The following is an 11,909-nucleotide window of genomic DNA, read 5'->3' on the forward strand; positions in this document are numbered from 1 at the left end:
AGCTGATTAAGCTGATTTCTTGAGCTGGGCTTCCCGTGCCGCCCGCAACCGGGCGAAATCGTCGCCGGCATGATGCGACGAGCGCGTCAGCGGGCTCGACGCCACCAGCAGGAAACCCTTGGTCCGGCCGATCGTCTCAAAGGACTTGAATTCCTCCGGGGTGACGAAACGGATCACCGGATGGTGCTTCTTCGACGGCTGCAGGTACTGGCCGATGGTCATGAAGTCGACATTGGCCGACCGCAGATCGTCCATCAGCTGCAGGATCTCATTCCGTTCTTCGCCCAGACCCACCATGATGCCGGACTTGGTGAAGATCGACGGGTCGAGCTCCTTGACCCGCTGCAACAGCCGGATCGAGTGGAAATAGCGGGCGCCCAGACGAACCGTCAGATAGTTCGACGGCACGGTTTCCAGATTGTGGTTGAAGACGTCCGGCTTGGCCGCCACGACGATCTCCAGCGCGCCCTCCTTGCGCAGGAAGTCGGGCGTCAGGATTTCGATCGTCGTCAACGGCGTTGCCGCCCGGATGGCGCGGATGACCTCGGCGAAATGCTGCGCACCGCCATCGGCGAGATCGTCGCGGTCGACCGAGGTGATGACGACATGGGTCAGGCCCATCTGCTTGACCGCATGCGCCACGCGGGCCGGCTCATCGGCATCAAGCGCTGTCGGAATGCCGGTGGCGACGTTGCAGAAGGCGCAGGCGCGCGTGCAGATCTCGCCCATGATCATGAAGGTGGCGTGCTTCTTCTCCCAGCATTCGCCGATGTTGGGGCAGCCGGCCTCTTCGCAGACCGTCACCAGCTTGTGCGACTTCACGATTTCGCGCGTTTCGGCATAGCCCTTCGACATCGGCGCCTTGACGCGGATCCAGTCGGGTTTGCGCAGCACATCCTGATCAGGCTTGTGCGCCTTTTCCGGATGCCGCAAGCGCGGTGCGTTGGCGATCGTATCGAGGACAGTGACCATCGGGAAACCTGGTTCATTCGCGACCGCCAGTCAGGCGCTCGCTGTCATAAGTTCATCTAAGACTTTTCAACGCAAAGAAAAAGGCCGCGGCGGCGCATGCCGCAACAGCCTTTTTCGCATAGCAGCTCTTCAGTGATGTTAACGGCGCACCAGGCGCCCTGCCCAGATCAGCAGGCAGGCGCCGATAAAGCCGGTGATCAGATAGGCAGTCCAGCCGACGCCGAACGGGCCGAAATTGAGCGCCTGCAGAATGGCGTTCAGCACGACCGCGCCAACGATGCCCATAACAATGTTCATCAAGATGCCGGTGTTGCTCTTCATGACCATTTCGGCGAACCAGCCTGCCAGGCCGCCAATGATGATGGCTGCAATCCAGCCGACGCCATTCAAGTGCATATGCCTTCTCCTTGGGTGATGGGTGAAAGTGCATCCGCAAACGAAGTACCTGGCCGCCGGGTTCCATCTCTAGCAGCGCTTTCAATCTATCACGCGTTGAGCGCGCGGCCATAGGCGTCGAGCACGCTTTCCTTCATCATCTCCGACAGCGTCGGGTGCGGGAAGATGGTGTGCATCAGTTCTTCCTCGGTCGTCTCCAGGTTCATCGCCACGACAAAGCCCTGGATCAGTTCGGTCACTTCGGCGCCGACCATATGCGCGCCGAGCAGTTGACCGGTCTTCTTGTCGAAGATGGTCTTGATGAAGCCCTGGTCCTCGCCGAGCGCGATGGCCTTGCCGTTGGCGGCGAACTGGAAGCGCCCGACCCGGATATCCTTGCCCTCGGCCTTGGCCTTGGCTTCGGTCAGGCCAACCGAGGCGACCTGCGGATTGCAATAGGTGCAGCCCGGAATCTTGAGCTTGTCGGTGGCATGCACACCGGGAAAATTAGCAATCTTCTCGATGCACACCACGCCCTCATGCTCCGCCTTGTGCGCCAGCATCGGCGGGCCGGCGACATCGCCGATAGCGTAGATGCCCGGCACATTGGTCTTACCGTAGCCATCAATGACGATGCAGCCGCGTTCGGTCTTCACGCCGAGCGCCTCAAGCCCGAGGCCCTCGATATTACCCTGCACGCCGACGGCCGAGATCATGCGGTCGGCGGTGATCTTCTCGACCTTGCCGTCCTTCATCTCGACATGCGCGGTGACCGAGTTCGTGCCTTTCTCGACCTTGGTCACCTTGGCTTCGAGGATGATCTTCATGCCTTGCTTCTCGAATTGCTTTTGCGCGAATTTCGAGACTTCGGCGTCCTCGACCGGCATCACCGCCGGCAGCAGTTCGACCACGGTCACCTCGGCGCCCATGGTGCGGTAGAAGGAGGCGAATTCGATGCCGATGGCGCCTGATCCCATGACCAGCAGCGACTTCGGCATCTCCTTCGGAACCATGGCCTCGAAATAGGTCCAGATCAGTCTGCCGTCCGGCTCGATGCCGGGCAGCGCGCGCGGCCGCGCACCGGTCGCCAGGATGATGTGCTTGGCGGTGTAGGTGCCCTCGCCCTTGACACCTTTCGGCACCGGTGGCTGCGGCTCCATCGGCTTCTTGGCCGTCTTCGAGACGGCAACCTCGCCGGGCTTCGAAAGCTTGGCCTCGCCCCAGATGACGTCGACCTTGTTCTTCTTCATCAGGAAGGCGACGCCGCCATTGAGCCGCAACGAGACTTTTCGCGAGCGGTCGACCACGGCCGATGTGTCGACGCTGACCTTGCCGTCGAGTTTCAGCCCGTAATCCTTCAGATGGTCCGAATAGTGCATAATCTCGGCCGAGCGCAGCAGCGCCTTGGTCGGGATGCAGCCCCAGTTGAGGCAGATGCCGCCGAGATGCTCGCGCTCGACAATCGCCGTCTTGAAGCCAAGCTGGGCGGAACGCACCGCCGTGACATAGCCGCCGGGGCCGGAGCCGATGATGATGACGTCGTAGTTCTCAGCCACGGGTTTTCTCCTTCACAGTTCCAGCATGACGCGCACGACTGGTGTCAGCGCCTCGCCGATGTTTCGCGTGTTTTCGACGTCGAGATGGACGCCGTCGAGAGGGGTGGTTTGCGCCACACTGCCGGCATCGAAGAAGCCGCAGCCGGCTTCATCGGCGAGCGCGGCATAGAGCGGCGCCAACCGGGCCGATGCCTCGTCGCCGCCTGCAAACATTTCCTTGAATTCAGCATCGTCGGTACGGCTGACGGCGGGCGGCGCAACGATCAGTATCTGCGGCGCCGGCCAGTCGAACGGATAGTCGTGGCCGCGCACGATGTTGATCAGCCGCTGAATACCTTGCTTGGCCGCTACCGGATTGCCGTGGATCCACGGCTTCATGTCGTTGGCGCCGAGCATGATGACGATCAGGTCGATCGGCGCATGCGTCGTCAGCACCGTCGGCAGCACCCGTGCACCATTTCGATCGGCACCGGCCAGATGATCGTCGAAAGCCGTGGTGCGGCCATTGAGACCGTCGGCGATAACCTGAACGCCGCCACCGAGGCTAGCCTGTAGCACGCTCGGCCAGCGGTCTTCCCACGCATGGCGGCCGCCCTCGGCATCGTAGCCCCAAGTCAGCGAGTCGCCGTAACAAAGAACAGTCTTCATGCGCCCACCTGTGCCTTGACCAAACCGCGTCCCACCCGCCAGCGCACGAACAGCCAGTGAATGACAATCGTCACCAGACCCGGCAGGCCGAGGCCGGCAACCATAGGAATATCCTTCTTCACCACCGCGGAACTACTGTCGGTGTAGAGGATCAAGGCAACCAGCAGGGCAAGCAGCACCACGAACACGATCAGCAACCACTTACCGGTCCTGGCCACAGCCGCGACCGGATCGGCCATGAATTGCGCCACGAAGAAGACGAAGGTGACGATCAACGTCACCAGCACCGAGACCATGAAAACGAGGATGAATTCTTCCTCCGCGCCAGTGGCGATGGCCAACCATTGCGCGGCCAGCCCGCCGGCAAGGCCGGAAATGAAAAAAGCGAAAAGGCTGGTGAAGAATTTCCGCACCGCCCTCTCCCTTCCTAGACCAGCATGCCCATCGGGTTCTCGATCAGCCGCTTGAAGGCGACCAGCAATTCGGCGCCCAGCGCACCATCGACGGCGCGATGGTCGGTCGACAGCGTCACCGACATCACGGTCGCTATCTTGATCTCGCCATTCTTGACCACCGCCCGCTCCTCGCCGGCACCGACCGCCAGGATCGTCGCGTGCGGCGGGTTGATGACGGCGGCAAAGTCCTTGATGCCGAACATGCCGAGGTTGGACACCGCCGTGGTGCCGCCCTGATACTCTTCCGGCTTCAGCTTGCGGCTGCGCGCGCGGCTGGCCAGATCCTTCATCTCGTTGGAGATGGTGGACAGCGTCTTTTCATCGGCATGCCGAATGATCGGCGTGATCAGGCCGCCGGGGATCGACACGGCGACGCCGACATCGGCATGCTTGTGCTTGACCATGGCGGTTTCGGTCCATGAGGCATTGGCATCCGGCACCGCCTTCAGCGCCATCGCCATCGCCTTGATCACCATGTCGTTGACCGACAGCTTGTAGGCCGGTGCTTCGCCCTTGTCGGTCTTCTTCACCGGGGCCGCCGCATTGATCTGCGTGCGCAGCGCCAAGAGCGCATCGAGCTCGCAGTCGAGCGTCAGGTAGAAATGCGGGATGGTGGTCTTGGCCTCGACAAGGCGCCGCGCAATGGTCTTGCGCATATTGTCATGCGGGACGAGGTCGTAGGAGCCAGCTTCGAACAGCTTCAGCACCTGATCGTCGGACATCGCCTTCACGGCAGGGGCAGCAGCGGCCGGAGCCACTGCGCCAGCGGGTGCCGCCTTGGCGGCTGGCTTGGCACCGCCACCGGCAATCGCCGCGTCGACATCGGCCTTCACCACGCGGCCATGCGGGCCGGTGCCGGTCATCGCAGAGACATCGACGCCGGCTTCCCTGGCGATGCGGCGTGCGAGCGGCGAGGCGAAGGTACGCTCGCCAGCCAGTGATTGGCTGATCTCCCCCCCGTGGGGGGAGATGGCCGGCAGGCCAGAGGGGGGCGCGACAGAATGAGACGTTGGCGGGACAGCGCCCCCCTCTGTCGACTTCGTCGACATCTCCCCCACGGGGGGGAGATTGGCGCCTTGTCTTGCTTGGCCTCGGCTTTCGCTGGTGCAGCACCGCCACCGCTTTTGGCGGCAGCGCCTGCATCCTCACCTTCGGCGGCGAGCACTGCGATCAGCGCGTTGACCTTGACGCCTTCGGTGCCGGCGGGAACGACCAGCTTTGCAACCGTGCCCTCATCGACAGCTTCGACTTCCATCGTCGCCTTGTCGGTCTCGATCTCGGCGATGACATCGCCCGGTGAAACCTTATCGCCTTCCTTGACGAGCCACTTGGACAGATTGCCCTCTTCCATCGTGGGCGACAGGGCCGGCATGGTGATGTTGATTGGCATTTTGTCCTCCCGCCCGGTTCAGCGATACGTGACGGCTTTGACCGCCTCGATGACTTCGCCGACGTTTGGCAGAGCCAGTTTCTCGAGGTTGGCCGCATAGGGCATCGGCACGTCCTTGCCGGCAATGGTGATGACCGGCGCGTCGAGGAAATCGAAGGCGCGCTGCGACACCTGGTTGGCGATATGGTCACCGACCGAACTTTGCGGATATCCCTCTTCGACAACGATCAGCCGGTTGGTCTTCTTGACCGAGGCGACGATGGTGTCGAGGTCGAGCGGGCGGATGGTCCTGAGATCGATGATCTCGACATCGATGCCCATGCCGCGCAGCTCGGCTTCCGCCTTCACCGCATAGGTCATGCCGATGCCGAACGAGACGATGGTGACGTCCTTGCCTGTCTTGTGGATGCGCGCCTTGCCGATCGGCAGCACGAAATCATCCAGCTTCGGCACGTCGAAGGACTGGCCGTAAAGGATTTCGTTCTCGAGGAAGATGATCGGATTGGGATCGCGGATTGCAGCCTTGAGCAAGCCCTTGGCGTCGGCCGCCGTGTAGGGCATCACCACTTTCAGGCCCGGAATGTGGCTGTACCAGGCGGCATAGCACTGCGAATGCTGGGCGGCGACGCGCGCGGCAGCGCCGTTCGGTCCCCGGAATACGATCGGCGCGCCCATCTGGCCGCCCGACATATAGAGCGTCTTGGCGGCGGAGTTGATGATCTGGTCGATCGCCTGCATGGCGAAGTTGAAGGTCATGAACTCGACGATCGGCTTCAGGCCGGCCATCGCGGCACCAACGCCGACGCCGGCAAAGCCATGCTCGGTGATCGGCGTGTCGACGACGCGCCGAGGTCCGAATTCCTGCAGCAGCCCTTGCGTGATCTTGTAGGCGCCCTGGTATTCGGCGACTTCCTCGCCCATGACGAAGACATCGCCGTCGCGGCGCATTTCCTCGGCCATCGCGTCACGCAGCGCTTCACGAACCGTGGTCGAGACCATCTCGGTGCCGGCCGGAATGTCCGGATCGGCGGCGATTTCCGTCTTCGGCGCCGCCGCGACCGGCGCTGAGGCCTCGCTTTGAGCCGGCGCCGGCGCAGGCGCCGCTGTTTCAGCCTTGGCAGGCTCTTCGCCGATGCCTTCGCCAGCCTTGTCGACGTCTTCGCCGTCAACCGCGAGCACGGCGATCACCGCATTGACCTTGACGCCTTCTGTGCCAGCAGGAACCACGATCTTGGCAAGCGTGCCTTCATCGACAGCTTCGACTTCCATCGTCGCCTTGTCGGTCTCGATCTCGGCGATGACGTCGCCGGCGACGACCTTGTCGCCCTCGTTCTTCAACCACTTGGAAAGATTGCCCTCTTCCATGGTCGGCGAGAGAGCGGGCATGAGAATTTCGATCGGCATGTCCTTGCCCTCCCGTTACAATACGATATCGGTCCAGAGCTCGGACGGATCCGGCTCTGCGTCGTTCTGGGCAAATTCGGCGGCGTCGGCGACGATGTCGCGGACCTCCTTGTCGATGGTCTTGAGTTCGTCCTCGGTCGCCCACTTCTTCTCGATCAGCCGCGCCTTGACCTGTTCGATCGGGTCATGGTCCGATCGCATCTTCTGCACTTCTTCCTTCGAGCGGTATTTTGCCGGGTCGGACATCGAGTGACCGCGGTAGCGGTAGGTCTGCATTTCGAGAATGATCGGCCCGTTGCCGGCGCGGCACCATTCGGTCGCTTGGTCGCCGGCTGCCTTGACGGCGCGGACATCCATGCCGTCGACCTGGATGCCGGGGATCTTGAACGAGGCGCCACGGTGCGAAAAGTTGGTCTCCGCCGACGAGCGCGAGACCGAGGTGCCCATGGCATAGCGGTTGTTCTCGATGATGTAGATCACCGGCAGCTTCCACAGCGAGGCCATGTTGAAGCTTTCATAGACCTGGCCCTGGTTGGCCGCACCGTCGCCGAAATAGGTCAGCGAGACATTGTTGTTGTCGCGGTAGCGGTTGGCGAAGGCCAAGCCGGTGCCGAGCGACACCTGCGCGCCGACGATGCCGTGGCCGCCGTAAAAGTGCTTTTCCTTGGAGAACATGTGCATGGAGCCGCCCTTGCCCCGCGACAGGCCGCCGCGACGCCCGGTCAGCTCGGCCATGACGCCGCGCGGCGACAGTTCCATCGCCAGCATGTGGCCGTGGTCGCGATAGGCGGTGATCATCTGGTCGCCGTCGATCAGCGCCATCTTCATACCGGTGACGACCGCTTCCTGGCCGATATAGAGGTGGCAGAAGCCGCCGATGAAACCCATGCCATAAAGCTGGCCGGCCTTTTCCTCGAAGCGGCGGATAAGCAGCATGTGCCGGTAGGCGGCAAGCTCTTCGTCCCTGGTGAATTCGGCAGGCTTGGGTGCGGAAAGCCCCGATTTGCCGTCGGATTTGGATTTGGCAGGCGCTTTTCTGGCGGCGGTGGCCATGCATCACTCCCTGTTGGCGTCTCTTTGTGGACATTAGAGCAGGATCAAATCTGCTCTGGGGAGATCAGCTCCTCCCCACCGATTTCAGGAAGGCTAACACGCGTCAGAGCGTTGCGCCATGCCGAATTTGCATAGCTGGCATGCGCCTAAGCGATTAAAATCATTGAAAATATTGGCGATTAACTGAATGTCGGTTATTTCGTCGAGGCCGGCAACATGATGGTGATTTCATCAGCCTGGGACAGATTGAGCGCCTTGCGCGCCTGCTCGTCGAGCATGTCCTTCTCCAGCGTGCCTTCATGCATAAGCCGAACGCGGCGCTCGAGTTCCATGCGGCGCGCCTTGATCGCATCGAGCTGGGCTTGCAGCGTAACCGTCTGGGCTTCCAGCTGATATTTCGAATAGATGCCGAATTCACCGTGATAGGCATGAAAGCCGAAATAGGCCAGGAACGCCACGCAGAGCGAGGGAATGATTAGGCGGCCAGTGTTTCTCTGCTTGTGCTGACGCGTCCACATCGCCCGATTCCTCTAGAGCATGATGCCGAAAAGTGTGAAGCGGTTTTCGGACGACATCATGCTCTATCTCTTTGATTTAGAGTCGGATTCAGATTTCAGGTCGAACAGACCTGAAATCATCCGGCTCTAGGCCGCGAACTCAGGCGGCTCACGATCTTTTTCGCCCGATTGTGCTTAACGGACGGTTACGGGTGACCGGTTTGACGAGCCGAAATGAAAAAGGGCGGGAATACTCCCGCCCTTTCATCCGATATCCGAGTGTTGCGGATCAGCCCTTGACCACCGACTTGCCGGCATAGCTTGCCTGCTTGCCGAGTTCTTCCTCGATGCGGATCAGCTGATTGTACTTGGCCATGCGGTCAGAGCGCGACAGCGAGCCGGTCTTGATCTGTCCGCAATTGGTGGCGACCGCGAGATCGGCGATGGTCAGAATCCTCGGTCTCGCCCGAGCGATGCGACATGACGGCGGTGTAGCCGGCCTTGTGGGCGGTCTCGACGGCGTCGAGCGTTTCCGTCAGCGAGCCGATCTGGTTGACCTTGACCAGGATCGAATTGGCAACGCCCATGCGGATGCCGTCGCGCAGCCGTGCGGTGTTGGTGACGAACAAATCGTCGCCGACCAGCTGGGTCTTCTTGCCGATCAGGTCGGTAAGGCACTTCCAGCCTTCCCAGTCGTCTTCGGCCAAGCCGTCCTCGATCGAGATGATCGGATAGTCGGCGGCAAGCTTGGCCAGGTATTTGGCCTGCGCCTTGGGGTCACGCGTCTTCTTCTCGCCCTCATAGACGTAGTTACCGTCCTTGAAGAACTCGGTCGCGGCGCAATCGAGGCCGAGCGCGATTTCTTCGCCCGGCTTGAAGCCGGCCTGCTCGATCGATTCCATGATGAAATCGAGCGCCACCGGCGCGCTTTTCAAATTCGGGGCAAAGCCGCCCTCATCGCCGACATTGGTGTTGTGGCCGGCATCTTTCAGCTTCTTGCGCAGCGTGTGGAAGATTTCCGAACCCCAGCGGACGCCTTCGCGCAGCGTCGGCGCGCCGATCGGCAGGATCATAAATTCCTGGAAGTCGATCGGGTTGTCGGCATGTGCGCCGCCATTGATGATGTTCATCATCGGCACCGGCAGGACATGCGCCTTGGTGCCGCCGACATAACGGTAGAGCGGCAGACCGGAAGCATCGGCCGCCGCCTTCGCCACCGCCAGCGACACACCGAGAATGGCGTTGGCGCCGAGCCGGCTCTTGTTGGGTGTCCCGTCAAGCTCGATCATGGTCTGGTCGATATGGATCTGGTTTTCGGCTTCCATGCCGCCGATCGCCTCGAACAGCTCGCCGTTCACCGCTTCGACGGCCTTGAGCACGCCCTTGCCGAGATAGCGGGCGCCGCCGTCGCGCAGTTCGACGGCCTCGTGGGCACCGGTCGAAGCGCCGGACGGCACCGCCGCGCGGCCCATCGAGCCGTCTTCGAGAATGACATCGACCTCGACGGTCGGATTTCCACGGCTGTCCAGGATTTCACGCCCGACAATGTCGATGATGGCGGTCATTGCGATGTCCTCGATTGATCTGACTGATGTCGCGCACGTCTTAGCCAAAGTGCCGCAAAAGGCAATCGGCCGGTTCGCAATTATTGCCGTGGCGTCAGCCTAAAGCGCGTCGCATTTGAACGGATTCAGTCCGCCGCGCTTTAGGTTTTTGTTTTCAAGCATGTCGTTCTCCCAAAACCGGGACCACTTTTGGGCGACATGCATCAGGCGATTCACGAAGCGCATATCGCTGTCATCATAAGTCATGTGCGGCAGACCGGCTTCCGGCTATGGTGCGGGGGCGCGGGGCGAAACAGGAGGAGTTTCGCCATGTCCCAGTTGAGTGGTATCGTGAGTCTGTTCCTGATCGCGGCTGCGTTCCTGACGTCGTGCGACAATCAGCAGTCGCCACCCAAGGCGATGGCACCCTTGCACATCAGCGAATAGCTGCCGCATCGAACCAAAATGGCCCCGTCGAGACGGGGCCATTTTGGCTTGGGCCGTCAGTGCCAGTAAGGCGTGACCTTGTAGTAGTCATAGGAGGCGTCGCGAGCGGTCTCGCCATCCGCGCCGGCCAGTTCGTTGATCGAATAGGCAGGCGCCGCCTTCAGCTGCTCCTTGGAGAACGGCACGACATAGCCGCCCTTGTCCTCGTCATAGTCGAGGCTTGCCCACGGAATGGCGTGATATTTTTCGCCGATGCCGAGGAAGCCGCCGAAACCGATCACCGCGAACATGATGCCGTTCGACGTCTTATCGAGCATGACGTCCTCGATGCTGCCGATGCTCGTGCCCTCGGTGTTGTAGACCGACGTGCCGATGACTCGCGAAGCGGCAATGGCTTGGGTGTGGCCTGTCTGGGTTGTCATGATGTGCTCCTCATTGTCGTTGATCTATGCTTTGACAATGAGGGCCGCGGGCGAAAGTTCCCGACTTTTTTGGCGACAGCCGATCATTCCGCGAGGATGAAGGTGACCTTCATGTTGACGCGATAGGCGGCGATCTTACCGTCCTCGACGACGATCTTCTGATCCTGGATCCAGGCGCCTTCGACGTTCTTCAGGGTTTTGGATGCGCGCGCGATTCCCTTTTCGATGGCGTCCTGAAAGCTCTTCTTCGACGACGATGTGATTTCGGTGACGCGGGCGACGGACATGGCTTCCTCCTGCCAAAACGCTCATTTGCCGGGCGAGCGTACAGCCGGCTTATGCCTTCCACAAGCGCCGGCGACCCTGGGGCCATTGTCATGCCGCCGCCCGGCGTGGCATTGAAGGGGCGTCCGGTCGTTTGGGGAGGCGGCAATGGCCCGAAGGCGCAGTCAGCAGCCAGCAGCGGCGCAGCCGCCGGTGGTCGACGCCAATGCCGCCAACGCGTCCAGCGGCTACTTCTTTGCCGGCGCCATGGTGCTGATCGCCGTCCTGATCCCGTGGTATTTCGAGCTGCCGCTCAACTTCGCTGTCACCGACCGCGAATTCAATCCGCTCGTCTTCGTGCCGGTCGTGTTCGCGGTGATCGGCCTCTACGCATTGCTGAAGGCGGTCCGCGATACGCTGCGCGTGCGCAAATTCGGCGCGACGACGCTGCAGGCCGGCCCGGCAAGACCCGGCGGACGCTTCGAGGGCATGGTTCGCTCCAGCCGCGACCTCAGCCCCAGCGGCGACTACACCGTCCTACTTCGTTGCATTCGCACCTACCGCGTCGGCGGACCGATTGTGAACACCATCGCGGAGGACAAATCGACCTACAAGGAAGAACTCAAATACCAGGAAAAGCTCGTCATCCCGCGTGGTTCGGTGCAGTCGAGCGCGGGCATCCCCTTTGCGTTCGCAATCCCGGCGGACGCGCTGCCATCCAACGGACCGCCGGTCTACGAGCGCCAGCACGGCAATGTCCGCTGGATCCTGACGGTCACGGCGCCGATGCCGGGCGTCGACTATTATGCGGTGTTCGCGATCGACATGAGGCGGTCGAGCCAGAACAACTGATACGATGCCGGAAGTATCCCTCGGGACGTT

11 protein-coding genes and 2 pseudogenes are annotated in these 11,909 nt (G+C 61.6%); 1 reads left to right on the plus strand and 12 read right to left on the minus strand.

The window, feature by feature from the left end; translation table 11 throughout:
- Positions 1-6: 6 nt before the first annotated feature.
- The 12 genes and pseudogenes from lipA to HB777_13695 all read right to left on the minus strand — a co-directional run bounded on the left by lipA (position 7) and on the right by HB777_13695 (position 11,050).
- Complete coding sequence (gene lipA, locus HB777_13640; GenBank protein QND64825.1) at positions 7-972, minus strand: lipoyl synthase; 966 nt, start codon at positions 970-972, stop codon at positions 7-9.
- A gap of 138 nt (positions 973-1,110) precedes the next feature.
- Positions 1,111-1,368: a GlsB/YeaQ/YmgE family stress response membrane protein gene (locus tag HB777_13645; GenBank protein ID QND64826.1), complete on the minus strand. Its 258-nt coding sequence runs from the start codon at positions 1,366-1,368 to the stop codon at positions 1,111-1,113.
- A gap of 89 nt (positions 1,369-1,457) precedes the next feature.
- The gene (lpdA, locus tag HB777_13650; protein ID QND64827.1) at positions 1,458-2,903 is read right to left on the minus strand and encodes a dihydrolipoyl dehydrogenase; all 1,446 of its coding nucleotides are present in this window, start codon (positions 2,901-2,903) and stop codon (positions 1,458-1,460) included.
- A 12-nt stretch (positions 2,904-2,915) separates the two neighbouring features.
- A complete protein-coding gene (locus tag HB777_13655) occupies positions 2,916-3,551 on the minus strand; it encodes an SGNH/GDSL hydrolase family protein (protein ID QND64828.1) in 636 nt (211 codons plus the stop codon).
- Positions 3,548-3,964 carry a hypothetical protein gene (locus tag HB777_13660; GenBank protein ID QND64829.1) on the minus strand — a complete coding sequence of 139 codons (417 nt, stop codon included), beginning with the start codon at positions 3,962-3,964 and terminating at the stop codon, positions 3,548-3,550. The genes HB777_13655 and HB777_13660 overlap by 4 nt, the downstream gene beginning before the upstream one ends.
- Before the next feature lie 14 nt (positions 3,965-3,978).
- A pseudogene (locus HB777_13665) lies at positions 3,979-5,396 on the minus strand (pyruvate dehydrogenase complex dihydrolipoamide acetyltransferase).
- An 18-nt stretch (positions 5,397-5,414) separates the two neighbouring features.
- A complete protein-coding gene (locus tag HB777_13670; GenBank protein QND64830.1) occupies positions 5,415-6,800 on the minus strand; it encodes a pyruvate dehydrogenase complex E1 component subunit beta in 1,386 nt (461 codons plus the stop codon).
- Between the two features lie 15 nt (positions 6,801-6,815).
- Positions 6,816-7,853, minus strand: coding sequence for a pyruvate dehydrogenase (acetyl-transferring) E1 component subunit alpha (pdhA, locus tag HB777_13675; GenBank protein ID QND64831.1), 1,038 nt, complete (start codon positions 7,851-7,853; stop codon positions 6,816-6,818).
- A 194-nt stretch (positions 7,854-8,047) separates the two neighbouring features.
- Positions 8,048-8,371 carry a septum formation initiator family protein gene (locus HB777_13680; protein QND64832.1) on the minus strand — a complete coding sequence of 108 codons (324 nt, stop codon included), beginning with the start codon at positions 8,369-8,371 and terminating at the stop codon, positions 8,048-8,050.
- Positions 8,372-8,639: 268 nt separating this feature from the next.
- Positions 8,640-9,915 (minus strand): annotated as a pseudogene (gene eno, locus HB777_13685) (phosphopyruvate hydratase).
- A gap of 482 nt (positions 9,916-10,397) precedes the next feature.
- Positions 10,398-10,763 (minus strand): PRC-barrel domain containing protein, encoded by a 366-nt coding sequence (locus tag HB777_13690; GenBank protein QND64833.1) that lies wholly within the window; start codon positions 10,761-10,763, stop codon positions 10,398-10,400.
- Between the two features lie 83 nt (positions 10,764-10,846).
- Complete coding sequence (locus HB777_13695; GenBank protein ID QND64834.1) at positions 10,847-11,050, minus strand: dodecin domain-containing protein; 204 nt, start codon at positions 11,048-11,050, stop codon at positions 10,847-10,849.
- A 145-nt stretch (positions 11,051-11,195) separates the two neighbouring features.
- Here HB777_13695 and HB777_13700 point away from each other — a divergent pair, with 145 nt between their 5' ends.
- Positions 11,196-11,879 (plus strand): hypothetical protein, encoded by a 684-nt coding sequence (locus HB777_13700; protein ID QND64835.1) that lies wholly within the window; start codon positions 11,196-11,198, stop codon positions 11,877-11,879.
- The last annotated feature ends 30 nt before the right edge of the window (positions 11,880-11,909 follow it).

This window comes from Mesorhizobium loti, from assembly GCA_014189435.1.
GTDB lineage: Bacteria > Pseudomonadota > Alphaproteobacteria > Rhizobiales > Rhizobiaceae > Mesorhizobium > Mesorhizobium loti_G.

What these genes read in the sequence shown, in the direction of transcription:
- HB777_13690 (QND64833.1), bottom strand. Translation starts at nt 10,763, where the DNA reads ATGACAACCCAGACAGGCCACACCCAAGCCATTGCCGCTTCGCGAGTC.
- HB777_13670 (QND64830.1), bottom strand. Translation starts at nt 6,800, where the DNA reads ATGCCGATCGAAATTCTCATGCCCGCTCTCTCGCCGACCATGGAAGAG.
- pdhA (QND64831.1), bottom strand. Translation starts at nt 7,853, where the DNA reads ATGGCCACCGCCGCCAGAAAAGCGCCTGCCAAATCCAAATCCGACGGC.
- HB777_13680 (QND64832.1), bottom strand. Translation starts at nt 8,371, where the DNA reads ATGTGGACGCGTCAGCACAAGCAGAGAAACACTGGCCGCCTAATCATT.
- HB777_13645 (QND64826.1), bottom strand. Translation starts at nt 1,368, where the DNA reads ATGCACTTGAATGGCGTCGGCTGGATTGCAGCCATCATCATTGGCGGC.
- HB777_13695 (QND64834.1), bottom strand. Translation starts at nt 11,050, where the DNA reads ATGTCCGTCGCCCGCGTCACCGAAATCACATCGTCGTCGAAGAAGAGC.
- HB777_13655 (QND64828.1), bottom strand. Translation starts at nt 3,551, where the DNA reads ATGAAGACTGTTCTTTGTTACGGCGACTCGCTGACTTGGGGCTACGAT.
- HB777_13700 (QND64835.1), top strand. Translation starts at nt 11,196, where the DNA reads ATGGCCCGAAGGCGCAGTCAGCAGCCAGCAGCGGCGCAGCCGCCGGTG.
- lipA (QND64825.1), bottom strand. Translation starts at nt 972, where the DNA reads ATGGTCACTGTCCTCGATACGATCGCCAACGCACCGCGCTTGCGGCAT.